Here is a 24963-nt window from a genome sequence, read left to right as displayed (position 1 = left end):
TTAGCCCCACCCCATGGACGAGGGGACCCCGAGGGGGAGTGCCTCCACGGAGCCAAAACAAGAAGAGGGGGGGGAGGAACCGCGCCCCGGACCCCCGGGAGGGGCCCTGGCCCCGCGGCGTGCCTCCGGCCCGCTCCCACCCCCGTGGGAAGCGGGCCGGACGATCGGGGGCCGCGGTTCGGGGGCCGTTCGACCGGGCCCGTGGACCGGGGGCCGTTGACCGGGGCCGCGGACCGGGGGCCGTGGGCCCGGGCCGGTTGACCAGGGCTCGTGGTCAGCGGGCGGCGGCCGGTTGCTCCGCGTGCCGGACGGCGGCCGGGAGAGCGGCGCCCGCGAGGACGAACACACCGGCCAGGACGGCCCAGCCGACCACGCCGTGGTCGACCACGGTCAGGCTGATCACCAGCGGGCCGATCACGTGGGCCGCCGCCTGGCCGCTCATGAACACGCCCTGGTACTCGCCGTGGGAACGCGGATCGGCCAGGTCCAGGCTCAGCGTCCAACCGCCCGCCGAGGTGAGCAGCTCGCCGAGGCTGTGCACCAGGGCGCCGACCAGGATCGCCGCGGTGGCGACCGCGGCCGGGCCCGACTGCGCCGCCGCGTAGAGCAGGCAACCGCCCGCCAGCAGCAGGCCGCCCCGGGCGCAGGCCCGGGCCGCCGACGGAACGCCGTCCACATCCCGGCTCGCCCGGACCTGGAACACCACCACCAGCAGGCAGTTGACCACGCTGACCGCCGCGACCACCGCCGCCGGCGCGTCCGTCGCGAGCACGACCCACAGCGGGATCCCCACGGTGAGCACCGGTAGTTGGAGCTCCAGCAGCGCGTGCAGCACGGTGACCAGCAGGTAGCGGCGGTCGCGCAGCACCGTCCGCCGCCCCGCGCCGGCCTCCGGGTCACCGTCCCGGCCGACCGTCAGGTCCCGGACGGGGAGGCCGGCCAGCAGCGCCGTCGCGCCCAGGAAGCTCGCGGCGTCCAGGACCATCACGGTGACGTACCCGGCGTAGCTGTCGGACTGCAGCGCCAGCGCCGCGCCGCCGGACCCGACCACCAGCCCCGCGTTCATCACCGAGCGCAGCAGCGACCGTGAACGCACCTGGCTCTCGGCCGGCAGCGTCCGGGCGATCAGGGCGCTGCGCACCGCCGCCGCGCCGCGCTCCAGCACCGTGGCCGCACAGGCCAGGGCGACGAAGGCGGCGAAGGAGTGCACGAACGCGTAGCCGAGCACGGCGAGCGCCTCCAGCGGCCCGACCACCATCAGCAGCCGCTTGCTGCCGACCCGGTCGGCGAGCCGGCCCATCGGCAGCCCGGCGAACACCCCGCAGACGCCGGCCGCGCTCAGCCCGAGCGCGATCCGGCCCGGGGTCAGGCCGACGGAGCGGGTCAGGAACAGCACGCCGACGGTCACGAACAGACCGTTGCCGACGGTGTTCACCAGGCTCATCAGGGCGAGCCTGCGCAGCAGGGGGTCGGCCGGCAGCAGCCGTCGGACGGCGGAGGGAAGCACCGCGGCAGAGGTCATGGCAGTAGGACAGCGGGCTTCCCCCGGCGGCGGAACTCTTTTACCGTTACGGTCAATGTTCGAGTTCCATCTGGGCGTCGACGACCTCGCCGCCACCTGGTTCGGCTACTCCGCCCTGCAGGAGGCGGTGTTGAGCCTGCGCGCCCGCCACTGGCCCCTGCGCTACCCGGAGCAGCAGCCGTGGATCGCCGGCTGGCAGGACCGCTACGAGACGCTGGACACCGCACTGCTGGAGTCGATGATCGCGCCGGTCGGCTTCGTGCCCGACTTCCTCACGCCGCGTCCGCTCGGCCCCCGTCCGGACTTCTCGGCCGAGTTGGCGCGGCTGGCGGCCACCCCGCCGGAGGTGGTGCGGGCCGACGTGCTGGAGGCCTACCGGGGCGGCGGGAGACCCAGCCCGCTGCCGCCGGTGCTGGCCGGGCTGATCGACGACCCGGCGGCGCTGGCCGCCCGGACGGCCGAGGCGCTGGACGCGTACTGGACGCGCTGCCTCGTCCCCGCCTGGTGGCCGCGCGCCCGCTCCGTGCTGGAGGCGGACATCGCCTACCGGGGACGGATGCTCTCGGAGCACGGGGCGGACGGACTGTTCGCGGACCTCGACGCCAGGCTGAGCTGGCACGCCGGGGTGCTGCGGCTCGTCGACCCGCACCCGGCGGTGAAGGCGGTGGGCACCACGGTGAAGGTCGCCGGGCGCGGATTGGTGCTGATCCCGACGCTGTTCGGGCTCGGGGCGCAGACCGATGTCACTCAGGCGGGGCCGCCGCTGGTCTGCTACCCGGCGCGCGGCAAGGCGACGATGGCCGAGGGCCTGGGGCCCGCCGGCGCCGAGGCCGGGGCGGTGGCCGACGGGCCGCTGGCCGGACTGATCGGCGCCCCCAGGGCCAGGCTGCTGGCACTGCTGGAGACCCCGGCCAGCACGACGGAGCTGGCGCACCGGCTCGGGGTCACCCCGGGTGCGGTCAGCCGGCACCTGGGCGCGCTCGCGGCGGCCGGGCTGCTGGAGCGCAACCGGCTCGGCCGCAGCGTGCTGTACCGGCGCAGCCGGCTGGGCGACGCGATGGTGGCGGGGCGCCCGCACCTCGCGGCGGGGGGCTGAGGGCTTCCGGCGAACGGCTTTCAGCGAACGGATGACAGATGACAGATGATGAAAGTTGTCAGCTGTCATCCGTCATCCATCCCGGCCGGCACGGGCCGTCCGCCCGTCAGGCCTCGCGCCCGATCGTCCTGAGGTAGGCGCGCCAGCCGCCGTGGTGGGTGATCTCGCGGTGCACCCCGCGCTCGACCTCGCCGCGGGCCAGCAGCATCGACAGGCAGGCCGAGCCGTCCTCCAACTCGATCACGCCCAGCTCCAGTTCGCGCGGCTCGCCCGGCAGGATGACGTCGCGCAGTCGCTCCAGCGGGATGTCGTACAGCTCGCCCTCGATCGCGGTGCCCGCCTCCGGGTCCGCCAGCAGCCCCGGGCAGACGTCCGTCCCGCCGCTGTGGTCGATGGAGAAGAACCGGTAGCCGGGGGCGGTCCTGGCCGGCCCGAGCAGCGAGTCGGCGACCTTGCTGTGGAAGGGGCCGCCGGTCATCGCCTGGCCGTTGAAGAACATGCGCGCCATGGGTGAACTCCTTGCGTGGAACGGACCGTTCCGTACGGCGACGAGAGGACAGGTGGATTCGTCGCCGTACGGAACGGAGCGGTGGACCGCCGGAGTGCCGCGTCCCGGCGGACGGCGGCGGTGGCACCGGCGGGTGGGCGGGGATCAGCCCAGCAGGGGCAGCGCGGGGAGGGTCAGGAAGTCCACGAACTCCTCGGCCAGGGCGACCTGTTCGAAGAGCTCGGCGGCCTCGCGCCAGCGGCCGGCATTGTAGGCCTCCTCGCCCAGCTCGGTGAGGAGTTCGGCCAGCTCCGCGGCGACCAGGGTGCGGACCAGCTCGGCGGTGGTCTTCTCGCCGGTGTCGGACAGCACGACCCCGTTGTGGATCCACTGCCAGATCTGCGAGCGGGAGATCTCGGCGGTGGCGGCGTCCTCCATCATGTTGAAGATGCCGACGGCCCCGAGGCCGCGCAGCCAGGCCTCGATGTAGCGGATCCCGACCTGGACGGCGTTGTGCAGCCCCGCACGGGTGCAGGTGCCGCCGGCGCCGGCGATGTCGAGCAGCTGGGCGGCGGTCACCGGCTCGGCCGGGCCGGGGTTGTCCTTCTGGTGGGGCCGCTCGCCGAGCACCGCGTCGAAGGAGGCCCGGGCGACCGGCACCAGGTCGGGGTGGGCGACCCAGGAGCCGTCGAAGCCGTTGCCGGCCTCGCGGTCCTTGTCGGCCTTGACCTTCTCCAGTGCGGAGGCGTTGACCTCCGGGTCGCGGCGGCTCGGGATGAACGCGGCCATGCCCCCGATCGCGTGGGCGCCGCGCCGGTGGCAGGTCTGCACCAGCAGCCGGGTGTAGGCGGCCATGAAGGGCGAGGCCATGGTGACGCTGTTGCGGTCCGGCAGGATGTAGTGCTCGCCGGCGTCGCGGAAGTTCTTGACGATCGAGAACAGGTAGTCCCAGCGCCCGGCGTTGAGGCCGGCCGCGTGGTCGCGCAGCTCGTAGAGGATCTCGTCCATCTCGAACGCGGCCGTGATGGTCTCGATCAGCACGGTCGCCCGGATCGTGCCGTACGGGATGCCGAGTTCGGCCTGGGCGTGGGTGAACACGTCGTTCCACAGGCGGGCTTCGAGGTGGCTCTCGGTCTTCGGCAGGTAGAAGTACGGGCCGGAGTTGGGGTCCTCGGCGCCCCTGGCCAGCAGCCGGGCGGCGTTGTGGAAGAAGTAGAGCCCGAAGTCGACGAACCCACCGGCCACCGGGGTGCCGTCGACCAGCAGGTGGTTCTCGTCCAGGTGCCAGCCGCGCGGGCGGACGACGACGGTGGCGAGCTCGGCGGCGGGCTTGAGGGTGTAGGCCTTGCCGGCCGTGCTGGTGAAGTCGATCCGGCCCTCGAAGGCGTCGATCAGGTTGACCTGGCCGCCGACCACGTTCTCCCAGGTCGGAGAGGTGGCGTCCTCGAAGTCCGCGAGCCAGATCCGCGCCCCGGAGTTGAGCGCGTTGACGACCATCTTGCGGTCGGTCGGGCCGGTGATCTCGACCCGGCGGTCCTGGAGGGCGCGCGGCGCCTCGGCGACCTTCCAGTCCGCGGCCCGGATCCCGGCGGTCCCGGGGAGGAAGTCCAGCGTGCCGGCGGCGGCGATCTCGGAACGGCGGGCCTTGCGCCCGGCCAGCAGCTCCTGCCGGCGCCCCTCGAAGGCGCGATGGAGCCCGGCGACGAAGGCGATCGCCTCCGGGGTGAGCACCTCCCCCGCCCGGTGGACGCGCGGACCGGCGACAGTGACGACCGGAGCGGCGGGGGAGGCGCCGAGGGGCCCTTGATCTGCGGCCATGAGCAGGACACTCCTAAGACGGTTGAGCCTGGCGAAGGGAGCTCCGGTAGGAACTTCCCCGGGGAACTTCCTCGATCGGAACCCGCCTGTCGGCGAGTTCGATTCTGTAAAGTGGAGACTAGTTTCCGCGATACAGAATTTCAACGGTTTGTTGAAGAGGTCGCCGGGACTCTACTCCTCCCCCCGACAGTGAAGGAAACGCCGGTGGTTGCGACCCCCGACCCAGCATCGACGACAGGCACCGAGCGCGCGAGCGGCGGCGTGCAGTCCGTCGAGCGCGCCTTCCAACTCCTGGAGGCGCTGGCCGACTCCGGGGGCGTGGCCACACTCAGCGAACTCTCCACCAGTTCCGGCCTCCCGATGCCGACGATCCACCGACTGGTTCGTACCCTCGTCCAGCAGGGCTATGTCCGCCAGGACACCGCGCGTCGCTACACCCTCGGCCCCCGACTGATCCGCCTGGGCGAAACCGCCGGCCGGCTGCTCGGCAGCTGGGCCCGCCCGTACCTGGCCGAGCTCATGGAGGCCACCGGCGAGACCGCCAACCTGGCGGTGCTGGAGGGCGGCGAGGTGGTGTACGTCGGACAGGTGCAGTCGCGCCGCTCGATGCGGATGTTCACCGAGGTCGGCCGACGGGTGCAGCCGCACTGCACCGGCGTCGGCAAGGCGCTGCTCGCCCAGCTGCCCGAGGACGAGGCCCGCGCCGTCCTCGGCCCCAACCCCCTGCCCGCCCACACCGAGTACACGGTCACCGACCCGCAGGAGCTGATGCGCCAGCTCGCCGAGGCGCGCGAGCGCGGCTACGTGGTCGACGACCAGGAGCAGGAGATCGGCGTCCGGTGCATCGCGCTCGCCGTCCCCGGCGCGCCGACGCCCACCGCCCTCTCCGTCTCCGGACCGGAGGCCCGCATCCGGGCCCTGGAGGAGCAGGCCGGGGCCGCCTCGCTGGTACCGGTGATGCACCAGATCGCGACCCGGCTGGGGCAGGTCCTCGCACCCTGACGGCACGTCAACCACCATTGCCGGCCGACCCGGTCGGAGCGGCGTGCCGCGTCATCCGTTCGAGCGGACACCGGGCGGGTTGCCGCCGGGCTCCGGCGGCGGCTCCGCCACCCTGGTGCCGACGCGGCCCGCAACGGCGCGGGCGGCCGGGACGCGAGGACAGGGTGAGCGGGGATGGAGCAGCAGCACCGGGACGTGCGGAGCGCCGTTCAGGGCGGTGGCGGTGGGGTACGGGGTGGCGACGTGCCGGACGGTGGCGCGGCGGGTGACGTCGCGGCGGACGGTGGCGCGGCGGGCGGCGGCCTGCGGGGCCGCCGCCTGGGAGGACGTGGCCTGCGGGGACGCGGCCTGCGGAGTGCCGGCCTGTTGGGCGCCGGTCGGCGTGCCGCGGGAGGCAGGGGGTTCGGCGGGGCCGGGCTGGTCGCGGCCGTGGCGGCGGGGTGCGCGGTGACAGTACTGGCCACCGACCCGTCCTGGGCGCTGCTGCGCCCCGAGCCCCGGCCCGCGGTGGAGGTCGTCGCGACGGGCGCGCCCGAGGCGTCCATCCTGCCTGCGCCGGTGACGACCGGCGCCTCCACCCTGCCGGCACCGGCCAAGCCCGGGGCCGGGACGGCCGCTTCCGGTACCGGAACCGGCACCGGCTCGGAGGCGGCCGGAGCCTCCACGCTGCCCGCACCCGCCGCCGCCCGAACGTCCGACTCCGACCTGGAGGTGGTCCGGATCGACCCGGACCCGGCCACGCCCGGCGGCACCACCACCATCCACGCCTTCGTCGGCAACGGGGGCCCGGACACCACCGCCTCCCCGTTCACGGTCGTGATCACCCTGCCGGAGGGCGTGAGCCCGGAGGGCCCGTACTTCCCGTCCGACTGCCGGGTGACAGGCCACGGCCGCGTCGTGCGGTGCGTCTTCGGGGCCGGACTGCGGGAGGCGCGCAGCGCGACCGCCCTCATCCCGGTCCGGCTCGACCCGGAACTGCCGGTGGGCAGACTGAGCGGCGGCTCGGTCACGGTGCGCAGCGCGGACGACCGGAACGACGGCAACAACCGGCAGCCGTTCGACATCAGGGTGGTCGAGGCGGCTGCCGGTTCCTGAGTCGCGCGGTTCCGCCGGCGAGGCCGGTCCGGCCGGCGGAACCGTCCCGGCGGTGGCCAGGTCCGGAGGGATGGCTTGGCCTGAGGGATGGCTTGGCCTGAGGGATGGACCCGGTCCTACGAGTTGGCGCCGCGATCGGTCCCGATGGCCACCCGCCGGTCCTTCGCGACGGCGGTCTCGTCGGTGCAGTACTTCGCGTTGCGCCGGCCCCAGCTGATCGCGCCGTTGAACTCGTCCGACCAGATCAGCGCCTCTTCGACGACCGGGGAGGACAGCGCCGGGGTGCTCGGGTGGTGGTCGGGCTCGTCGTCGGGGCCGGGGCCGGAGTGGACGTCCCGGCGGCGGGGTCCGCGAGGGCGCAGCTCACCGTGGTGTCGATCAACGACCCTGTTTGGCAGTCGAGTTGATCAGTCTCCGGCGCCGGGAGCCGCCACGTCGACCGGGGAGCCCCCGAACCGGGCCCGGCCCCGGCCGCACACGCGCGGCCGCGCCGTGGCGGACCGTACCGTGGCGAGTGCCTGACCGAGTGCGCCCGGTCGGATAAATTGGAAGCCTGACATCATCCGCCGTGCACAAGAGCGGCGAGCCCGACCGGACGCTCGCCACGACCTGACAGAGACGAGGACCCGCCCCACCATGACCGCGCCCCTGCCCGCCTTCGCCGGCCGCACCTACCTCTTCCGGGTCGACAACGGCGCGGCCTTCCGCAACACCTACTCGGCCGACGGCACGCGGCTGCGCTGGGAGGGCCTCGGCGAGTCCGCGGGCCAGTGGGAGGACGTGCGGCTGCACGTCGCCGAGGTCGCGCCGGAGATCTACTTCATCAGCTGGACGGAGCAGAGCGGGATCACCGTCAGCCACGTGATGGACCTCGGCAAGCTGACCGTGCGGGCCTTCTGGACCTTCGAGGGCGAGGGCGGCCGGGTCGGCCAGCTGCACACCGGGACGCTGGAGCGGGTGGCCTGAGCGGCGGGACCGCCGGGCGGGAGCCGTACGGTTCCTGAACGGCCCGGCCGACCCGAACAACCTGGCCGACCTGAACGATCGAACCCCCGGGGCCGCGGCTCCGGGGGTTCGGTCGTTCAGGCGTTCAGGTACGGCCGGTCAGGTACGGCCGGGTCGCTTCATACGGTCTGGTTCGGCACCTTGAGGTGCTGGGACAGCCACTCCAGCGAGGAGGGCAGCAGGGCGCTCCAGGTCTCGAAGTTGTGGCCGCCGTTCTCCAGCATGCTGTACGAGACCTTCATCGGACTCTGCACCGCGTCGACGAAGGCCTCGGTCTCCTGCCGGTAGCTGCCGTCGCCCTTCTTGGTGCCGGCCAGCAGCACGGACACCTTCGGCTGCGGCAGGTTCTTCAGCCGCCACATCAGGTTGGCCTCGTCGCGGCGCTGCTTGCTGCCGCCGAAGAGGTCGCCCGTGGTGGGGTCGTCGGCCGCGTCGTAGTAGGCGGAGAGGGCGACGGCGGTCGGAAAGACGTCCGGGTGACGCATGGCCAGCTTGAGCGCGCAGTAGCCGCCGGTCGAGTTGCCCATGAAGGCCCAGGCCTGCGGGTCGGAGGAGACCCGGTAGCTGGCCTGGATCGCCGAGGGCACGTCCTTGGTGAAGTAGGTGTCGGACTGCGGGCCGTTCGGGACGTCCTCGCACTCGGTGTCCTGGGGCAGCGCGGGCGATGGGCGCACCAGGACCATGACGGTCGGCTGCATCCGCCCTTCCTGCAGCAGCTTGAGCGCCGCACCCGGGTAGTTGAAGCGGGTGATCAGATTCTCGGCGATTCCTGGGAATCCGGTGCTGACGATCACGGCCGGGAACTGCTTCTGGGCGTACTCCGGCTGGAAGTACTGCGGCGGCAGGTAGACGTAGCCCTCGGTGGACAGCCGGCTGACCGCGCCGTCGATCCTGATCTTGCGGATCTCGCCGGACTGGGCGGGCTCGCGGCCCATCGCGCCGCCGCCCTTGACCGCGGCCTGGCCCATCGTCTCCACCATCAGCCGGCCGGAGGCGTCCGCCTTGTTGTGGATGACCACCGGGCCGGTGTCGCCGATGCCCAGCAGGTCGTCCCAACTGCTGTAGAAGGCGAAGTAGTTGTTGGCGACCAGGCCGAGCGCGGCGAGCACCGTGAGCTGGGTGGCGAGCAGTGCGCCGATCCGGCCGAGCACCGCCCGCCAGGTCTTCTTCGCGAGTCTGGGCCACAGCCAGACCGTGCCGACCATCATCACGACCGCGATCAGTGCGGTCAGCGCCAGCACCTTGTGGCTCGTCAGACCCATGTCCTGCTTGCTCCCACGCCTCGAACTCCAGTCCCCTCCGCTGGGGACATCCGAGGAGGTCACCCCGGTTCCCCCTGCCGGGGCGCGAGGATCAACCCTAACGCCAGCTGGGAGAAAGCCGACCGCGGCTGGGAGGTTACGGGGAGCCGGGCGAACGGATGACAACTTTCAGATAACAGATTTCGAAAGTTGTCATCTGAAATCTGTCGACTGTCGACTGTCGACTGCCCACTGTCCGCTGTCGGCCGCCACCGGCCGGTCGACGGCCGGCCCCGGGCTCAGCCGACCCGCCCCCACAGCCGCAGCCCCTCCGTGAGCTCGCGCATGCAGCGAGCGCCGAGGTCCTGCGGGGAGCCCGGACCGGCGAGGGGCGCCTCGGAGGCGGCCCACTGCTCCAGGGCCACCCGGATCGCCGCGGTCGCGGCGGCGGCCGCCAACCGGATCTCCAGCGGGTCGGTGCCGTCCGGGCAGCGCTCGGCGAGGGCGGCCCGCAGCCGCTCCTCCGAGTCGGCGTGGACGCGCTGCCAGGTGGCGTTCAGCTTGGGGTCGCGCAGCAGACCGCGGGCCCACTGCATCATCTCGACCCGCGCCTCGTCGGCCGGGGTCAGCGACGCGACCGCCGCACGCTCCAGCGCCTCGCGCAGCGGCAGGTCCGCGGGGCTGGCCGTGAAGAGCTCCACCCACTCCTGCCCGCCCGCCGCGAGCAGCGGAGCGACGGCGTCCTCCTTGACCGAGAAGTACCGGTAGAAGGTGCGCAGCGAGATGCCCGCGGCGAGGGCGATCTCCTCGGCGGTGGTCGCGTCCGTGCCCCGCTCGGCGAAGAGCGCGGCGGCGGTACGGGCGATCTCCAGCCGGGTGGCCTCACGGCGGCGCTGGGTCAGGGTCGGGCGTCCGGTCACGGGGTCAGCCTACGCGGGCGGATGCCAAGGCGGCACGTCACGACGGATCGGCACGAATGGACTTGTTGGCACAACGTGCCATCTAGGCGTAACGTGCCTATTGAGGTCGAGAGACCACGAACGAACGGAGTACCACCATGGAGCGCTTCAGCGGACGGTACGTCCTGATCACCGGCGGCGGCTCGGGCATCGGCCAGGCCACCGTGCACCGGATCCTCGCCGAGGGCGGGAAGGTCGTCGCCGTCGACGTCAACGAGGACGGCCTGAAGAAGACCCTGGACCGCGCCACCGCCGAGGGAACCGCGGACCGCCTCACCGTCCAGGTGCTGGACATCGCGGACGAGGCGGCCGTCGTCGCGGGCGTGGCCGAGGCGATCGCCGGCCTGGGCGGCCTGGACGTGCTGGTCAACGCGGCCGGCATCCTCCGCTCCTCGCACACCCACGAGACCAGCCTGGAGTTCTGGAACAGGCTCCTCGCGGTGAACCTGACCGGCACCTTCCTGATGACCCGCGAGGCGCTCCCCACGCTGCTCGCCGGCGGCAAGGGCGTGGTGGTCAACTTCAGCTCCACCTCCGCGAGCTTCGCCCACCCCTACATGGCCGCGTACGCCGCGACCAAGGGCGGCATCCAGTCCTTCACCCACGCCATCGCCTCGGAGTACTCGAAGCAGGGCCTGCGCGCGGTCTGCGTCGCACCGGGCAGCATCGACAGCGGCATGACCCACAACCCGGGCCTGCCCGCCGACGCCGACCTCGGCCTGCTGGCCAAGCTCTCCCCCGCGCTCGGCCAGGGCTTCGCCGGCCCGGAGACGGTGGCCGGTGTGATCGCCATGCTCGCCTCCGACGACGGCGCCTTCGTCACCGGCACCGAGCTCCGCATCGACGGCGGCACCCACATGTGACGCCGGTCGACCCGCCGACCCGCCGACCTGCCAGACCGCTCGACCTCGGGAAGGCGGGGCCTGTGCCGTCCCCCGTGCGGCACAGGCCCCGCCTTCCCGCCTTCCCGCGGTCCCGAGGCCGTCCCGTCGACCTCGAAAGGCCGGGCCGGTCGCGGCCCCGGTACCGAGCCGGGTGCGGCGACGGTCACCGCAGAGGCTTCGCCAGGAGGAGTTCGCGGCCGACCCCGTCGGCGAGCAGGTCCCCGGGTTCCGCGAGCGGGGTGAAGCCGTGGCGGCGGTAGAGGGCGAGCGCCGCCCGGTTGCCGGGGAGCACGGCGAGGCGCAGCGTGGTGCCGCCGGTGGCTCGGGCCCAGCGCTCGACCTCCTCGACGAGACGGTCCGCGACGCCCCGGCCGCGGGCCCGCGGGGCGACCCAGAGCGAGCGCAACTCCCGTACGCCGTCCGGTGATCCGGGCAGTCCGCCGACCAGGCCGACCGGGTCGTCGTCCAGGAGGGCCGCGACGTGGAGGGCGTCCGGGAGACGGAGCCGGTCGTGCCAGCGGTCCTCACCGCCCTGGTCCCAGTCGGCCAGGCCGGCCTTGAAGGCGTCCGGCGCGCCGGTCAGGGCCGCGAGACGGAGGTCCCGCCAGAGCGGCCAGTCGGCGGTCGTGAGGGTTCGGAGCGTCGGCATCACCATGCCCGGCACCGTAGAAGACCCGCCCGGCGGCCGTCTGCCGAATGCCCGCTCCGGCAGCCGCAGCCGCGGCCGATGGGACCCGCGGGCGACGAGGGCCCCGCCTACGGCGTGCGCCAGTCGGCGGCGAAGGCGGCGGCCGGGTTGGTGACGAGGAGCAACTCGGGCAGTTCCGGGCCGTAGCTGCGGGCGAGGCGCGGGGCGAGGTCGGCGAGCAGACCGACCGGGCCGGCGGCCGCGCGGGCGGTCCTGGTGGTGGTGTCGGCGCCGAGCAGCAGCTGGTCGGCGTGGCCCGCCTCGACCAGGTCGGCGATGACGTCGAAGGCCTGGTGGTCGCCGGACCGGCCGGACCGGGAGGGGCTGTCCAGGGCGAGCCGGACCCCCTCGGCGGCCAGGGCACGGTGCAGCGCGCGGTCGGGGAGCCGGGTGAGGTGACCGAGGACGATCCGGTCGGGCCGGACCCCGTGCCGGTCGTGCAGCAGGTTCAGGACCCGGAGCGGAGCGCCGTCGGCTTCGAGGTGGACGGCGATCGGGGCGCCGGTGGCGTGGTGGGCCTCGGCCGCCGCGGCCATCGTCCACCGGGTGTGCCGGCTCACGGGCCCCGGATCGCCCGCGACCTTGATCAGCCCGGCCCGGACGCCCTCGGGCGCGCCGGGCAGACCGGTGGTGAGTTCGGCGACGAAGCGTTCTGCGAGGTCGGCGTACGCGCCGGGGCGCTCGGCCGGATCGCCGTCGACGTCCGGGAAGAAGCCCGGCGCGTAGTGGACCGCCTGGTGCGCGCCGGTGGCGGCGACGACGTGGACGCCGGTGGCGCGGGAGAGCGCGGCGAGGGAGTCCGCGCCCCGGCCCAGGCCGAGCGGGGTCCACTGGACGAGGGCACGGCCACCGGCGGCGGCGTAGGTCCGCAGGACGTCCTCGGCGGCGGCCGGATCGTCCAGCTCCTGGCCGGGGAGCAGCGGGCTGCGGATGAAGAGGTGGTCGTGGGAGTCGGTGACCCCGAGGTCGGCGGGGTCCAGGTCGCCGAGGACGGTGCGGACGGTGCGGCTCATGCGTCGGCCTCCGGGGTGGCGCTCCCGGCGACGGTCTCCGCCGCGGCCTCGGTGCCGGTTCCGGTCCCGGCCTTGGCCTCGGCCCTGGCCGCGGCGTCGGCGAAGGCGGCGGTGGCCACGCGCAGGCCGGCCAGCGCCCTGGGGAGACCGACGTACGGCGCGAGGTGGACGATGACCTCGGTGATCTCCGCCTCCGTCAGGCCGATCCGTCGGCTGTAGCGGACGTGGTCGGCCAGCTGCGGCTCGACGCCGCCGAGTGCGGTGAGCGCGGCCAGGTTCGCGATCTGGCGGTCGCGCAGGGCGAGTCCGGGACGCTGGTAAGTACCGCCGAAGAGGCTGGTGACGATCCAGTCGGGGAAGCCGGGGGCGAGGGCGTCCAGGCCCCCGAGCGTGGTGGCGGCGCCGGGACCCGCGAGTTCGGCGAGCAGGGCGTAACCGGCCGTGCGGTCGGTCGGGGCCGGGGTGAGGTCGGTGCCGGTGGGAACGGTCGCGGGGGACATCGGGGCGGTGGGTCCTTTCACCAGTGGCGGCCGGCCGGCAGCCGGTCGAGTTCGGGGCGGGACAGGTGCAGCACCTGGTAACGGACGCCGGGCTCGTCCTCGGGGGCCGGGCCGTGCCAGAGGGCGAAGCGGAGCAGCTCCCAGCGGCTCGGGTCGACGGCCACGGCGGCGGTGTGCAGGGCCGGGTGCGTGGGCAGGTCGGCGAGCGCCCGCTCGACGGCCTCGGCCGGGTCGGCGGATTCCGGCAGCCGTACGGTCTCGCGGGTGGCGGTGGTCGGCGGCCCGGCCGCCCCCTCCGGTGACGACGCCGCCTCCGTTGGCGACGCTGCCTCCGAGGCCGATGCCGAGGCCGCCGAGGTTCCTGGCGCGCCGTGGGTCAGGCCCGCGCCCAGCCAGTGCCGGACGGCGGGGCGGCCGAAGTCGGCGCTCAGGCCGCGGAATCCCGGCCCCCAGAGGAAACCGTTCATGCCTTCGACGGTGCGCCAGAGGTAGAACGGCGCGTACTGGTTGACGGGCGAGCCCTGTCGGCCGCGCTCGCGGACCAGGTAGGCCTTGAGGCCGAGGCCCGGGTGCGCGTCGAGCAGGCGGCCCTTGTCGGCGACGCGCTTGCGGATGACGCCCATGTCGTAGTCGGCGGGCAGGGTGATCTCGTACTGCATCGCGTGCACGGCTGGGCTCCTCGGGTTCGACGGGTCCGGCAGGCAGGCAGGCGGACTACCGGCCGGGCGGGCTTGGCGGGTCAGGCCGTGCGGTGTGCCGCGAGCAGGCCGAGGGCGCCACGAACGGCCCGGTCGAACGGCTCGGCGCTGTCGGCGGCACGGGCCAGGACGTAGCCGCCCTGGACGACGGCGACCACGGCGGCGGCGGTGTCGGCCGGGTCGAGGCCGGGGGCGAACTCGCCGCCCGCCTGGCCGTCGGCGATCAGTCCGGCGATCCGGCCGCGCAGCCAGTCGAAGGTCTCCTCGACGGGCGCGCGCAGGAGCGGGTCGGCGACCACGTCCGGGTCCTGGGCCATCCGGCCGATCCGGCAGCCGCGCAGGACGTCGCGGTCGCGCTGCAGGTAGGCGGCGATCCGGTCGTATGCGCTGCCGGGGGCGGCGAGGTCGGCCTCGGCGACGCCGCGCATCTGCTCGGCGCTGCGGCGCAGGGCGGCGGCCGCGAGGTCGGGCTTGCCGGCGAAGTGGTGGTACATGCTGCCCTGGCCGACGCCGGAGCGCTGCTGGATGGCCTTGGGGCTGGTGCCGACGTAGCCGCGCTCCCAGAGGAGGGCCTGGGTGCTCTCGATGAGGCGGTCCTGGGTGCTCATGCGGAACACTGTACATACCAGTAGGTACAGAAGGCCAGTGCGGACTCCGACCGACCCGACCCGACCCGGGCTCGCGCTCGGGGCTCCGGCTCCGGCTCCGACCCTTGGGTGCGCGGGCGGCTCCCCGGGACCCCCGCCGGGCGGAACGGTTGAGGGCCGTGCGCCGCCCCCCGGCGGCCACGGCCCCTCGACCGTTCGTCATCCCCCGCCCCGCCGAACGGCATTCCGGCGCACCTGGTGGCGCGCGTCACGTCACGCACGGTTGCCGGCGTCACGCCGCGTAGGGGGTGCACGGCGCATTGCGCGGGCGGGCGGGAGATCCGGGCTGCCGTGGCAGCGCGCGGCGGGCGTGGACCGCTACGGCAGCGCCCGACGGATCTCCGGCGCCACCGCGCTCGCGAACAGCTCCAACTGCTCGCGCTGCGCCCCCTCGGTGAGGGCGTCGACCCCGATGCCGACCACCTCGTTGCCGAAGGCCTCGTGGTAGCGGTGGATCTTCTCGATCACCTGCTGCGGACTGCCGACCAGCGCCGAGCCGCGCTCCAGCGCGTCCTCCAGCGAGGTGAACGGCGAGTTGTTGTGCCGGCCCGCGGCCGAGTCGAACAGTGCGTTCCAGTACGGGCGGAAGCCCTCGACGGCGTCCTGCGAGCGCTCGGCGACGAACAGTCCGCCGAAGCTCGCGCCCACCCGGGCCCGCGCCGGGTCGTGCCCGTAGTGCTCCCAGCGCTCGCGGTAGTGCTCGACCAGCGTCCGGTACTTCTCCAGCGGATGGAAGGAGTTGGCGGAGAAGAGCGGGTCGCCGTGGCGGGCCGCGAGGTCGGTGGACCGCGTGCTGGTCGCGCTGCCGTGCCACACCGGGATCGGGTCCTGGAGCGGGCGCGGCCAGACCGTGGCGTCCGTGAGCGGCGGGCGGGTCGAGCCCTCCCAGGTCACCTTCTCCTCGCGCCAGAGCCTTCGCAGCAGGCCGTAGTTCTCCGCGAGCGCCTCCCACTGGCGCTCCTCGGGGAGGCCGAACAGTCCGAAATGGCGCGGGTCGTTGCCCTTGCCGACGATCAACTCCAACCGACCCCCGGAGAGTTGGTCGAGCATCGCGTAGTCCTCGGCGACCCGGACCGGGTCGAGGACGCTGAGCACCGTCACCGTGGTGAACAGCCGGATGGTGGAGGTGCGGGCGGCGATGGCGCTCAGCAGCAGGGGCGGCGCCGGGGAGAGGAACGGCTCACCGTGCCGCTCCCCCACTCCGTAGCCGTCGTAGCCGAGCTGCTCGGCGAGGAGGGCCTGGTCGATGACGTTGTGCAGCTTCTGCTGCGGGGTGCGCCGGACGCCGGTGACCGGGTCGGGGGCGTTGGCGACGAGGGACGAGACGGTGAACCGCACGGCGGTCTCCTTGGGCGCTCGGGGTCGGGCCGGGGCCATGGCCGGGGCCGGGTACGGGTACGGGTACGGGCTGAGCATGGGAACGAGCCGAGCAGGACCGGGACGGGACCGGCGGGCCGGAGCGTCCCGGGATTCGGTGAGCCGCACGGAGAGCGGAGCGCGGGGAGCCGGTGCGCGGTCCGGCGCCGCGCTCCTACGGGCGGCACCGGCGGAACGGCCGACGGGGCGGGCGGTGGGCCGCTCGGGCGGCGGGGCTCGCGGGTGGCGTCAGCGGTCGGTGCTGCGGTGGCGGCGACAACAACAGCGGGCTGCGGCGGCGGTCACGGTCACGGTCACGGTCCGGACTGCCATCTCGCCTCCCCCTCGCCTCGCACGCACGCGATCCTCCGCGAGCATAGGCACCGGCCCGGAACGGGGCAAGGCTTGATCCGCCGCGACGGACTGGCAGGATGTCCGGCATGAGCTACCTCGCCGCGGATGACCGCTATGACTCGATGACCTATCGGAAGGCCGGCCGCAGCGGCGTCCAGCTGCCCGCCGTCTCGCTGGGGCTCTGGCACAACTTCGGTGACGCCCAGCCGCTGGACGTGCAGCGGGCGGTGCTGCGCCGGGCCTTCGACCGGGGCGTCACGCACTTCGACCTGGCGAACAACTACGGCCCGCCGTACGGCAGCGCCGAGCGCAACTTCGGCTACCTGTTCGCCCAGGACTTCCGGCCGTACCGGGACGAGCTGTTCATCGCCACCAAGGCCGGCTGGGACATGTGGCCCGGCCCGTACGGCAACGGCGGCAGCCGCAAGTACCTGCTGGCCAGCCTCGACCAGTCGCTGGACCGGATGGGGCTGGACTACGTCGACGTCTTCTACTCGCACCGGTACGACCCGGACACCCCGATCGAGGAGACGATGGGCGCGCTCGACAGCGCGGTGCGCTCGGGCAGGGCGCTGTACGCGGCGATCTCCAACTACCCGGCGGAGCAGCACCGGGAGGCGGTGGCGATCCTGCGCGGGCTGGGGACGCCGGTGCTGATGAACCAGTCGGCGTACTCGATCCTCAACCGGCACGTGGAGGACGGCGGCGTGCTGGACGCGGTGGGCGACACCCAGAGCAGCCTCATCGCCTACTCGCCGCTGGCCCAGGGGCTGCTGACCGACCGCTACCTGTCCGGGGCGGTTCCGGCGGGCTCGCGGATGTCGGTCGGGAAGTTCCTCACCGAGGAGGCCCTGACCGAGCGGAAGCTGGAGCAGCTGCGGGCGCTGGCCGCGGTCGCCGAGCGGCGCGGGCAGACGCTGGCGCAGCTGGCGCTGTGCTGGGTGCTGCGGGACCCGCGGGTGGTCTCGGTGATCATCGGTGCGAGCAGCGTCGCCCAGCTGGACCAGAACCTCGACGCACTGGCGGGCGGGCCGCTGACGGCCGAGGAGCTGGCGGAGATCGACCGGCTGAGCCGCTGAGCGGGGCGGAGGCGCCGGCCGGCGGCCGAGGCTGATCGCTGCGGCTGATGGCTACGACTGACGCCGACAGCCGACAGCCGACGATCGACGGATGACAGCTGACAGATTTCGAAATCTGTCAGCTGTCATCCGTCATCTGTTATCCGTCACTTGTCAGCTGTCACCAGTCAGCCACCGGCGTGCGGCCGCTTGATGCCCAGAGCGGGCAGAACCGTTTCTGCAACCCGATGGGCCTCCTCCAGCAGCGGGTTGCCCGAGAGGATGAAGGTGTCGACACCCAGCGCCTCGAACTCCTGCAGGCGCTCGATCACCTGGGCGGTCGAGCCGACCACCGCCGTACCGGGCCCGGGGCGGAACAGGCTCATTCCCGGCCAGAGGTTGGGGTAGGCCTCCAGCTCCCGGGCCCGCGCCGGCACCTTCCCGCCGTGCTGGCGGAACTGCCGCTGCCAGCCGACCCCGTCCTCCGCCTTCGCGCCACCCAGCTGGCGCGCGTAGGTGGCCTCACCGGTGACGTCCAGCAGCCGGTCGGCGGCAGCCCAGGCCTCGTCCTCGGTGTCGCGGACGATCAGGTGCAGCCGCAGCCCGATCCGCACCGACCGGCCGTGGGCGGCGGCCCGCTCGCGGACCAGGTCCAGCTTCTCCTTGAGCAGGTGCGGCGGCTCTCCCCAGGTCAGGTAGACGTCCACGTGCTCGGCGGCCATCTCGATGCCGGCCGCCGAACTGCCGCCGAACCAGAGCGGGATGCCGCCGGGCTGCGCCGGGGTCAGCTCGCGCAGGCTCGCGCCCGCGTTCTTCAGTTCGTAGAACTCGCCCTTGTGGTCGAAGACTTCACCCGCCGTGAGGCGCTTGACGATCGACCAGTACTCGCCGCTGAGCCGGTAGCGGTCGTCGTGCTCGACGTCCAGGCCGTACTCGCGCAGCTGCGCGGTCGAGCCGTTCACCACGTTGAAGCGCAGCCGGCCGCCGTGCAGGTGGTCGAAGCTGAGTGCCATCTTGGCCAGCAGGGTGGGTGAGACCAGCCCCGGGTGGACGGCCAGCAGCGGCTTGAAGGCCGGGGTGGTGGCGGCCGCGAGCGCGCTGCCGAGCGTCCAGACGTCGTACAGGTCGGTCGCGAGCAGCGCGCCGGTGTAGCCCAGTCGCTCGACGCTGCCCGCCAGTTGCTGGAGGTAGCGGAGGTCCACCGGACGGCGGCCGGCCGGCTCCCAGGGGTAGTGCCCCTCGCGCGGAATGATGTACCAGAGGACTTCGGAGGCCACGGGTCAGACCGCCTTCGCGAGCGCGGCGGCCACCGGGGCCTCCAGGGCGGGGAGGTGGGCGTCGGCGACGGTCAGTGCCCGGTCGATGAAGCCCGCACCGTGGAAGATGTCCGCGGCCTCCTGCTGTTCGGCGACGAACCCGGCGGTGGCGGGCTCCAGCCGCCAGGGCAGCGCGACCAGCGCGGACTGCCAGTCGGCGGCCGTGCCGCCCAGTTCCTCGGCGGCGATCGCGGCGGCCTCGGCCGGATTGGCGGCCGCCCAGGCGTCCGCCCGGCGCAGGGCGGTCGCGATCGCGGCGACCACCTCGGGGCGGCCGGTCGCGAAGTCCCGGCGGGTGAAGAACACCGAACGGTCGGTGATGACGTCACCGGTGCGGATCAGCTCGCGGAACCCCCCGGTGCGGCGGGCTGCGGCGAGTTCGGCGCCCTGGGCGATCCAGCCGGCGATCTCGCCGTCGCGCAGCCGCCGGGCCTGGTCCTGGCCGGCCGCCGGGCGCTCCGGGGTGACGTCGTCGCCGTACGACAGTCCCTGCGCGTACAGGGCCTTGGCGAGCAGGTGGGTCTGCCAGGAGCCGACGGCGAGGACGACGGTGGCACCCTTGAGGTCCGCGACCGTCCGCACCGGGCCGGAGTCCAGCACCAGGAGGGCGCCGTGGTCGGGGCGGGGTGCGGAGACGGCCGCGTAGACCAGGTCGTGGCCGGCCGCCTGCGCGGTGATCGGCGGGGTGGAACCGGTGCCGCCGAAGTCGATGACGCCCTCGGCGAGCAGCGCGCCGGTGCGGGTGCCGTCCGCGTAGTGGTGGAAGGCGCCGGTCTCGCCGTGCGGGGCCAGCTCCTCGTCCAGGTAGGGGAGTCGGGCGAGGTAGTAGAGCGACGGGTTGCTGGCGTGGACGCCGAGGGTGACGGTCATCTGGTCAACTCCGGTGGTGCGGGCTCGGTTGGTCGGAAGTCAGGGTGAATCGGGGGAAATCGGGAGGATAGCGGGGGTTCGCGGGAAACCGCGGGGAACTGCGGTGGACAGTGGTGGATCGCGGGCGTCAGTGGACGCCGAGGTCGGCGAGCAGCCGGCGCCGCAGGTCGGCGAAGGCGGGATCGGCCGGGTCGCGCGGGCTCTCGACGGTGACGGCTTCGTCCCGGGCGAGCAGGCCGTCGCGCAGTACCACGACCCGGTCGGCGAGCCGTACGGCTTCGTCCACGTCGTGGGTGACCAGCAGTACCGCCGGGCGGTGGCGGCGCACCAGGTCGCCGACGAGGTCCTGCATGCGCAGCCGGGTGAGCGCGTCCAGGGCGGCGAACGGTTCGTCGAGCAGCAGGAGTTGCGGCTCCCGGACGAGCGCCCGGGCGAGTGCGACGCGCTGCGCCTCACCTCCCGACAGGGTGGCCGGCCAGGCCTCGGCGTGCCGCTCCAGGCCGACCTCGGCGAGCGCCTTCAGCCCGGTCTCCCGGGTCGCGGCGCCGCGCGGCAGGCCGACCGTGACGTTCGCCAGCACCCGCTTGGACGGCACCAGGCGGGGCTCCTGGAACACCACGGTACGGACCGGCGGGACGAGCACGGTACCCCCGTCCGCCTGGTCGAGCGCCCCGAGGATGCGCAGCAGCGTGGTCTTGCCGGTGCCGCTCGCACCCAGCAGGGCGACGAACTCCCCACGGGCGATGGAGAGGTCGACCCCGTCGAGCACCGCACGGGTGCCGAACACCCGGCGCAGACCGCGCAGGTGGACGGCCGGGACCGTCTCCTCGGAGGCCGAGGAGGCGGAGGAGGCGGAGGAGGCGGAGGAGGCGGAGGAGGTGGAGGAGACCGAGGGGACCGACAGAGAGGCCGGCGCGGAGGACGAGGACGTGGCGGTGGTGAACGTGTCGGCGGTCATCGGGTCACTCCCTGGACGATCTGGCGCCACGGCATCAGCACGCGCTCCAGGACCCGGACGACACCGTCCGCGGCGAGGCCGAGCAGCCCGTAGATCAGGATGCAGACGGCGAGGACGTCGGTGCGCGAGTAGTTCTGCGCCTGGGCCATCAAGTAGCCGATGCCTTCGGTGGAGTTGATCTCCTCGGCGGCGATCAGGGCGATCACGCTGAGCGTCATCGACAGGCGCAGTCCGGACAGCAGCGAGGGCAGGGCGCCGGGCAGCACGACCGTGCGCACGATCGCCCAGCGTCCGAGGCCGAAGCTGCGCATCGCCTCGACCAGCTTGCGGTCGGTGCTGCGGACCCCACCCGAGGCGGACACGTACATCGGGAAGCTGGTGGCGACTCCGATCAGGGCGACCTTCGCGGTCTCCGTGATGCCGAACCACACCATGAACAGCGGGACGAGGGCCAGGAAGGGCACGGTGCGCAGAACCTGGATCGCGGAGTCGAGCAACTCCTCGCCGAGGCGGGTGAATCCGGTGACCACGCCGAGCACCAGTCCGGTGGTCGCGCCGAAGAACAGTCCGAGTCCGGCGCGGGTGAGGGAGACCGACAGGGCGTCGGTCAGCTGGCCGTTGCCCCACAACTCCCCCACCGCCTGCGCGACCTGGGCGGGCGAGGCGAGCACGTCCTGGGTGAGCGCACCGGTGGCGGAGGCGAGTGCCCAGCCGCCGAGCAGGGCGAGCGGACCGATGGTGCGCAGGGTCACGGCGAGTGCCCGGGGGCGGGGCCGGTGCCGCCGGCTCTGCGGGGCGACCAGGACGGAGTCCAGTGCGGCCCGGGTGTCTTCCGGCGTGAACGGCCGGGTGGCGGTGGTCACTTGGCACCGTCCCCGAGCTTGTTGATGTCGATCAGGTACGGCTTGACGTCCACCAGCTGCTTGGTGACCTTCTGGTCGGCGAAGAACTGGGCGACCGTCCCGAAGCGGGCGGTGTCGGCGTCGGAGATGGCGTCGGCCGGGGTGCCCTGCTTGCCGACGTTCACCGCGACGTCCTTCTCGGCGGGGGTGACGGCGGTCGGGCCGGCGTCGGTGAACACGTTGAGGTAGCCGGCCGGGTCGGCCTTCTCCTTGGCGCCGTTCTCCCGCAGGTAGGCGTAGAAGGCCTTCACCACCTCGGGGTGCTTGTCGGCGAAGCCGTTGCGCACCGCCCAGACCGCGTAGTTGTCGGAGCCCACCTCCTGGCCGTTGACCAGGAAGTGCGCACCGGCGTTGGCGATGGCGGGTGTCGAGAAGGTGTTCCAGGTCGCCCAGGCGTCCACCTGGCCTGAGTTGAACACGCCGGAGGTCTGGTCGGCGCGCAGGTAGACCCGCTCCACCTTGTCGGCCGGGACGCCGTTCTTCGCCAGTGCCTTGAGCAGCAGGTACTCGCTGGTGCCGCCCTGGGAGACGGCGACCTTCCTGCCGACCAGGTCCTGGACGGACTTGACGGGCGAGTCGTTCTTCACCAGGATCCCCTCGCCGACGCCGTCGGGCGCGGTCTGGGCGAACAGCTTGAAGCCGGGCTTCTGGGCGAGCGCGGCGACGGCCGAGGTGATCGAGCCCTGGGCGATGTCCAGTTGGTCGGCGGAGAGGGCCTGGGCGGCGGGGGCGAAGGGGCCGGCGCTGCCGGTCCAGGCGACCTTGGCGTGGACCGCGGCCAGGGTGCGGTCCAGTGAACCGTCCTTCTTGCCGCGGGCCAGGAAGCCGTTGTTGCCGGGATCGGGCAGGCGGAGCACCACGTCGGCCTTACCGCCGGCCCCGCCGTCGGCGGAGGCCTTGGCCCCGTCGGCGGCGGAGCCGCAGGCGGCGAGGGCGGCGGAGGCGAGCAGAGCGGTGGCGGCGAGGGCGGGACGAGGGGTCTTCACGGGGGTCTCCAAGGGGGGTGACAGATGACAGCCGACAGCTGACAACTTTCGAAATCTGTTAGCTGAACGCTGTTACCTGAAGTCTGTGATCCGAACGCCGCCGGCACCGGAACCCGCGCCCGCCGCCTCACCCGCACGCCGCACCCGCAGCAGCTCGCGCGCTGCGCGCAGCGGCTCCGGGTCGGCCCAGGCCTGGACGTCCACCGGCGCGGCAAGGAAGCCCTGCTCCCTGAGGAATCGTTCCTGCAGCGCGAGCAGCTCCAGCCGCTCCGCCGACAGGTCGAGCCGCAGGGTCCGGTGGCTGCCCGGTGCATAGGCTCCGGCGACGCCCTCGGCACCGGCACCGGTCTCGGCCCGCAGGATCCGGACCACCTCCTCCGGACGCTCCGCCGCCCAGTCGGCGGCCTCCAGCAGTACGGCGAGGAACCGGGCCACCAGCTCGGGGTGTTCGTCCAGCAGCCGCTGGTGGACGGTGATCGGCCGGGGCGTGCCGTTGTTGACCCGGGCCCGGCGGTCCGGCGCCGCGTCCAGTTCCACGGCCACCTCCGCACCGACCCGGCGGGCCGCCTCGACGGCGAGCGCCCCCTTCACGTACACCGCGTCCACCGTGCCGTCCCGCAGCGCGGCCAGCTCGGCGGACCACTGCCCGGCGCCCTCGGAACCGGGGACGTCCACCAGCTCGGCGTCCGCCAGGGTGAGGCCCGCGAGCCCGAGGGCGCCCCGGAGGCCGGCCAGCGCCATCGCCCGCCAGAAGTCGATGCCGATGTCATGATGTGGCACCGCCAGTCGCAGTCCACGCAGTTGCCCGGGTTCGGTGATGCCGCTGCCGGCCCGGACGAGCACCACCTGGCGCTCCTCGATCCAGGTGAGGCCGATCAGCCTGGTCGCCTCGCCGCGCGAACGGGCCCACAGCGCGGGGACGTTTCCGCCCTCCCGGAACAGACCGGTCAGCGCGTGGGTGTAGTGGTGGTCCGCGGCCACCTCGGGCGGTGCGTCCTGCAGCGAGCGGACCGCGATGCCGTCGGCGGCGAACTCGCGGGCGAGCCAACCCTGATCGGCGGCGATCCCGGTCGCGGTGGGCACCGGGCAGCGGGTGAACCAGAGGGTGTCGGGAAGCGGGGAGGCGTTCTGGGTACGACTGGACAACGGAGTTGGTCCTCTACGGGGGCTCCGACGACGGCCGGAGGAGCTCGGGATCGATGACCGCACGGAGGCCCATGAGGCCTGGTGCGCAAAGAAGTTGTGCGCCACGATGCAGGACGGCAGGCGGTGCGGGAGGGTCGGGCGGCGCGGGAGGGGTCGTTCAGCGACAACACGCACGGGAGGGGAGACACCGGTGGGACGTCACGGCGCTTCTCCTTCCGTGGAATCGGGACGGTCACCGCCGAGGCCGAGTGGCCGTTCGACGCGATGCGAGGAGCGTTCCACGGCAGACGAGCCCGAAGCAAGCTTTTGCCACATCGTGGGATCAGTTGTTCATCAACGCCATTCCATTGCAACGTCGTCGACACATTTCCGCAGCACTGGCTGCCCTACGCTGAGACCGCCTCCGGCCGTCCGTCCGGAGTTCCGAACCGAAACGCGAGGTGCCATGGCCGAGGCCGCCACCGCCGTCCAGAGTCCGCCGGCCGGTGCGCAGGCCGTCCAGCGCGCGCTCGGGCTGCTGCACTGCTTCCACGACAACGGCCCCGACCTGAGCGCCTCGGACCTGGCCCGCCGGATGGGCCTGTCGGTCTCCACGGCGCACCGGCTGGCCCGCACGCTGGTCAGCGCCGGATTCCTGGAGCAGGACGAACAGACCGCCCGCTACCGGCTCGGTCCCGCCGTCGCCGAACTCGGCCAACTCACCTTCCACCAGCGCGGGCTGCACCTGGCCGGGCCCGAGCTGGACCTGCTCTCCCGGCGCACCAAGGCGACCGCCGACCTGGCGATCCGCAGCGGCACCCACGCCGTGATCCTGGTCGGCGGTTCCGTCCGCCCGGACACCGGGCTGGGCCTGCGCCGGCCACTGCACTCCACGGCCCTCGGCAAGATCCTGCTGGCCTGGCCCCGCCCGGGCGAGACGGCGCCGGCGGCACTGGGACCGCTGCCCTCCTTCACCGACCGCACGATCACCGAACCAGCGCTCCTGGACGACGAGTTGGCGAAGGTCCGAGCGGCCGGGTACGCGCTCAACGACGGCGAGTCGGCCGCCGGGGTGCGGACGGTCGCCGTGCCCGTCCTGGACGGCGCCGGGCAGGCGCGGTTCGCCCTCGCGGTCCGCTCGACGCCCGCGCACCTCACCGATGACCGGCTGGACTGGTTCCTCGGTCACGCCCGCGGCTGCGCCGACGCGCTCGCCGTCCTGCTGCTGCCGCCGGATCAGCGTTCCTGAGGGCCCACCGGGACACGAGGAAGCGGCGGGCCGCCCGTCCACGTCCTGGACGAAAGGTCCACCGCCCGGGACCAAAAATGGTAGCCGCCCAAGGTATGGGACCCCACAGGGAACGAAGCAACGTCCCCCCCCCA

Annotated in this window: 24 protein-coding genes; 7 read left to right on the top strand and 17 right to left on the bottom strand. The window is 73.4% G+C overall.

Annotation, left to right across the window (positions count from 1 at the left end; genetic code table 11):
- Nucleotides 1–274 precede the first annotated feature (274 nt).
- The gene (locus ACFVGO_RS16655) at nucleotides 275–1522 is read right to left on the bottom strand and encodes an MFS transporter (protein ID WP_359898540.1); all 1248 of its coding nucleotides are present in this window, start codon (nucleotides 1520–1522) and stop codon (nucleotides 275–277) included.
- A gap of 55 nt (nucleotides 1523–1577) precedes the next feature.
- Here ACFVGO_RS16655 and ACFVGO_RS16650 point away from each other — a divergent pair, with 55 nt between their 5' ends.
- On the top strand, nucleotides 1578–2618 hold the full coding sequence (locus ACFVGO_RS16650; RefSeq protein WP_380632355.1) for a helix-turn-helix domain-containing protein: 1041 nt from the start codon (nucleotides 1578–1580) through the stop codon (nucleotides 2616–2618).
- A 106-nt stretch (nucleotides 2619–2724) separates the two neighbouring features.
- Here ACFVGO_RS16650 and ACFVGO_RS16645 read toward each other — a convergent pair whose 3' ends face one another.
- Both ACFVGO_RS16645 and aceB read right to left on the bottom strand, forming a co-directional pair.
- On the bottom strand, nucleotides 2725–3126 hold the full coding sequence (locus ACFVGO_RS16645; protein WP_359898542.1) for a gamma-glutamylcyclotransferase: 402 nt from the start codon (nucleotides 3124–3126) through the stop codon (nucleotides 2725–2727).
- Between the two features lie 144 nt (nucleotides 3127–3270).
- Nucleotides 3271–4923, bottom strand: coding sequence for a malate synthase A (gene aceB, locus ACFVGO_RS16640; RefSeq protein ID WP_380632353.1), 1653 nt, complete (start codon nucleotides 4921–4923; stop codon nucleotides 3271–3273).
- A gap of 204 nt (nucleotides 4924–5127) precedes the next feature.
- On the opposite strand from aceB, the gene ACFVGO_RS16635 reads away from it, so the two are divergent.
- The 3 genes from ACFVGO_RS16635 to ACFVGO_RS16625 all read left to right on the top strand — a co-directional run bounded on the left by ACFVGO_RS16635 (nucleotide 5128) and on the right by ACFVGO_RS16625 (nucleotide 7986).
- Entirely contained in the window at nucleotides 5128–5925 is a 798-nt protein-coding gene (locus tag ACFVGO_RS16635; protein WP_359898544.1) for an IclR family transcriptional regulator, read from the top strand.
- Between the two features lie 447 nt (nucleotides 5926–6372).
- Nucleotides 6373–7020: a hypothetical protein gene (locus tag ACFVGO_RS16630; RefSeq protein ID WP_380632350.1), complete on the top strand. Its 648-nt coding sequence runs from the start codon at nucleotides 6373–6375 to the stop codon at nucleotides 7018–7020.
- Nucleotides 7021–7656: 636 nt separating this feature from the next.
- Nucleotides 7657–7986, top strand: coding sequence for a MoaF N-terminal domain-containing protein (locus ACFVGO_RS16625; RefSeq protein ID WP_359898547.1), 330 nt, complete (start codon nucleotides 7657–7659; stop codon nucleotides 7984–7986).
- A 158-nt stretch (nucleotides 7987–8144) separates the two neighbouring features.
- On the opposite strand, the gene ACFVGO_RS16620 is transcribed toward ACFVGO_RS16625, so the two are convergent.
- The gene (locus ACFVGO_RS16620; protein WP_359898548.1) at nucleotides 8145–9287 is read right to left on the bottom strand and encodes an alpha/beta hydrolase-fold protein; all 1143 of its coding nucleotides are present in this window, start codon (nucleotides 9285–9287) and stop codon (nucleotides 8145–8147) included.
- Nucleotides 9288–9565: 278 nt separating this feature from the next.
- Nucleotides 9566–10186 (bottom strand): TetR family transcriptional regulator, encoded by a 621-nt coding sequence (locus ACFVGO_RS16615; protein WP_380357915.1) that lies wholly within the window; start codon nucleotides 10184–10186, stop codon nucleotides 9566–9568.
- 137 nt (nucleotides 10187–10323) lie between these two features.
- Between ACFVGO_RS16615 and ACFVGO_RS16610 the strand changes: the two genes are divergently transcribed.
- Nucleotides 10324–11088, top strand: a complete 765-nt coding sequence (locus ACFVGO_RS16610) for an SDR family NAD(P)-dependent oxidoreductase (RefSeq protein ID WP_380632347.1) — start codon at nucleotides 10324–10326, stop codon at nucleotides 11086–11088.
- 184 nt (nucleotides 11089–11272) lie between these two features.
- Here ACFVGO_RS16610 and ACFVGO_RS16605 read toward each other — a convergent pair whose 3' ends face one another.
- The 6 genes from ACFVGO_RS16605 to ACFVGO_RS16580 all read right to left on the bottom strand — a co-directional run bounded on the left by ACFVGO_RS16605 (nucleotide 11273) and on the right by ACFVGO_RS16580 (nucleotide 15993).
- Nucleotides 11273–11764, bottom strand: coding sequence for a GNAT family N-acetyltransferase (locus tag ACFVGO_RS16605; RefSeq protein ID WP_380632345.1), 492 nt, complete (start codon nucleotides 11762–11764; stop codon nucleotides 11273–11275).
- Nucleotides 11765–11865: 101 nt separating this feature from the next.
- Nucleotides 11866–12810, bottom strand: coding sequence for a phosphotriesterase (locus ACFVGO_RS16600; RefSeq protein WP_359898551.1), 945 nt, complete (start codon nucleotides 12808–12810; stop codon nucleotides 11866–11868).
- The gene (locus ACFVGO_RS16595; RefSeq protein WP_380632343.1) at nucleotides 12807–13310 is read right to left on the bottom strand and encodes a carboxymuconolactone decarboxylase family protein; all 504 of its coding nucleotides are present in this window, start codon (nucleotides 13308–13310) and stop codon (nucleotides 12807–12809) included. The genes ACFVGO_RS16600 and ACFVGO_RS16595 overlap by 4 nt, the downstream gene beginning before the upstream one ends.
- Before the next feature lie 17 nt (nucleotides 13311–13327).
- A complete protein-coding gene (locus ACFVGO_RS16590; RefSeq protein ID WP_359898553.1) occupies nucleotides 13328–13978 on the bottom strand; it encodes a DUF4865 family protein in 651 nt (216 codons plus the stop codon).
- A gap of 71 nt (nucleotides 13979–14049) precedes the next feature.
- A complete protein-coding gene (locus ACFVGO_RS16585) occupies nucleotides 14050–14616 on the bottom strand; it encodes a TetR/AcrR family transcriptional regulator (protein WP_359898554.1) in 567 nt (188 codons plus the stop codon).
- Between the two features lie 357 nt (nucleotides 14617–14973).
- Entirely contained in the window at nucleotides 14974–15993 is a 1020-nt protein-coding gene (locus ACFVGO_RS16580; protein WP_380632340.1) for an LLM class flavin-dependent oxidoreductase, read from the bottom strand.
- A gap of 458 nt (nucleotides 15994–16451) precedes the next feature.
- Here ACFVGO_RS16580 and ACFVGO_RS16575 point away from each other — a divergent pair, with 458 nt between their 5' ends.
- Nucleotides 16452–17444 carry an aldo/keto reductase gene (locus tag ACFVGO_RS16575; protein WP_380632338.1) on the top strand — a complete coding sequence of 331 codons (993 nt, stop codon included), beginning with the start codon at nucleotides 16452–16454 and terminating at the stop codon, nucleotides 17442–17444.
- Nucleotides 17445–17611: 167 nt separating this feature from the next.
- Here the strand turns inward: ACFVGO_RS16575 and ACFVGO_RS16570 are convergent, their stop codons facing one another.
- From ACFVGO_RS16570 to ACFVGO_RS16545, 6 genes are all read right to left on the bottom strand, one after another.
- Nucleotides 17612–18700, bottom strand: a complete 1089-nt coding sequence (locus ACFVGO_RS16570; protein ID WP_359898557.1) for an LLM class flavin-dependent oxidoreductase — start codon at nucleotides 18698–18700, stop codon at nucleotides 17612–17614.
- A 3-nt stretch (nucleotides 18701–18703) separates the two neighbouring features.
- Entirely contained in the window at nucleotides 18704–19609 is a 906-nt protein-coding gene (locus ACFVGO_RS16565; protein WP_380632336.1) for an ABC transporter substrate-binding protein, read from the bottom strand.
- 127 nt (nucleotides 19610–19736) lie between these two features.
- The gene (locus tag ACFVGO_RS16560; protein WP_380632334.1) at nucleotides 19737–20567 is read right to left on the bottom strand and encodes an ABC transporter ATP-binding protein; all 831 of its coding nucleotides are present in this window, start codon (nucleotides 20565–20567) and stop codon (nucleotides 19737–19739) included.
- Entirely contained in the window at nucleotides 20564–21430 is an 867-nt protein-coding gene (locus tag ACFVGO_RS16555) for an ABC transporter permease (protein WP_380632332.1), read from the bottom strand. The genes ACFVGO_RS16560 and ACFVGO_RS16555 overlap by 4 nt, the downstream gene beginning before the upstream one ends.
- Entirely contained in the window at nucleotides 21427–22455 is a 1029-nt protein-coding gene (locus ACFVGO_RS16550) for an NrtA/SsuA/CpmA family ABC transporter substrate-binding protein (protein WP_380632330.1), read from the bottom strand. Before ACFVGO_RS16550 ends, ACFVGO_RS16555 begins: the two co-directional genes overlap by 4 nt.
- Before the next feature lie 72 nt (nucleotides 22456–22527).
- Complete coding sequence (locus tag ACFVGO_RS16545) at nucleotides 22528–23601, bottom strand: ABC transporter substrate-binding protein (protein ID WP_380357894.1); 1074 nt, start codon at nucleotides 23599–23601, stop codon at nucleotides 22528–22530.
- Between the two features lie 445 nt (nucleotides 23602–24046).
- Between ACFVGO_RS16545 and ACFVGO_RS16540 the strand changes: the two genes are divergently transcribed.
- Nucleotides 24047–24829: an IclR family transcriptional regulator gene (locus ACFVGO_RS16540; RefSeq protein WP_359898563.1), complete on the top strand. Its 783-nt coding sequence runs from the start codon at nucleotides 24047–24049 to the stop codon at nucleotides 24827–24829.
- The last annotated feature ends 134 nt before the right edge of the window (nucleotides 24830–24963 follow it).

The sequence above is a fragment of the Kitasatospora sp. NPDC057738 genome, assembly GCF_042798815.1.
In the GTDB taxonomy this organism is placed as follows: Bacteria; Actinomycetota; Actinomycetes; order Streptomycetales; family Streptomycetaceae; genus Kitasatospora; species Kitasatospora lactacystinica.
This window is presented reverse-complemented; position numbering and strand designations above follow the sequence as displayed.

Excerpts from the sequence above, each read along its gene's own strand:
- ACFVGO_RS16655 (WP_359898540.1), bottom strand. The coding sequence starts at position 1,522 with ATGACCTCTGCCGCGGTGCTTCCCTCCGCCGTCCGACGGCTGCTGCCG.
- ACFVGO_RS16650 (WP_380632355.1), top strand. The coding sequence starts at position 1,578 with ATGTTCGAGTTCCATCTGGGCGTCGACGACCTCGCCGCCACCTGGTTC.
- ACFVGO_RS16645 (WP_359898542.1), bottom strand. The coding sequence starts at position 3,126 with ATGGCGCGCATGTTCTTCAACGGCCAGGCGATGACCGGCGGCCCCTTC.
- aceB (WP_380632353.1), bottom strand. The coding sequence starts at position 4,923 with ATGGCCGCAGATCAAGGGCCCCTCGGCGCCTCCCCCGCCGCTCCGGTC.
- ACFVGO_RS16625 (WP_359898547.1), top strand. The coding sequence starts at position 7,657 with ATGACCGCGCCCCTGCCCGCCTTCGCCGGCCGCACCTACCTCTTCCGG.
- ACFVGO_RS16620 (WP_359898548.1), bottom strand. The coding sequence starts at position 9,287 with ATGGGTCTGACGAGCCACAAGGTGCTGGCGCTGACCGCACTGATCGCG.
- ACFVGO_RS16610 (WP_380632347.1), top strand. The coding sequence starts at position 10,324 with ATGGAGCGCTTCAGCGGACGGTACGTCCTGATCACCGGCGGCGGCTCG.
- ACFVGO_RS16605 (WP_380632345.1), bottom strand. The coding sequence starts at position 11,764 with ATGGTGATGCCGACGCTCCGAACCCTCACGACCGCCGACTGGCCGCTC.
- ACFVGO_RS16600 (WP_359898551.1), bottom strand. The coding sequence starts at position 12,810 with ATGAGCCGCACCGTCCGCACCGTCCTCGGCGACCTGGACCCCGCCGAC.
- ACFVGO_RS16595 (WP_380632343.1), bottom strand. The coding sequence starts at position 13,310 with ATGTCCCCCGCGACCGTTCCCACCGGCACCGACCTCACCCCGGCCCCG.
- ACFVGO_RS16585 (WP_359898554.1), bottom strand. The coding sequence starts at position 14,616 with ATGAGCACCCAGGACCGCCTCATCGAGAGCACCCAGGCCCTCCTCTGG.
- ACFVGO_RS16575 (WP_380632338.1), top strand. The coding sequence starts at position 16,452 with ATGAGCTACCTCGCCGCGGATGACCGCTATGACTCGATGACCTATCGG.
- ACFVGO_RS16565 (WP_380632336.1), bottom strand. The coding sequence starts at position 19,609 with ATGACCGTCACCCTCGGCGTCCACGCCAGCAACCCGTCGCTCTACTAC.
- ACFVGO_RS16560 (WP_380632334.1), bottom strand. The coding sequence starts at position 20,567 with ATGACCGCCGACACGTTCACCACCGCCACGTCCTCGTCCTCCGCGCCG.
- ACFVGO_RS16540 (WP_359898563.1), top strand. The coding sequence starts at position 24,047 with ATGGCCGAGGCCGCCACCGCCGTCCAGAGTCCGCCGGCCGGTGCGCAG.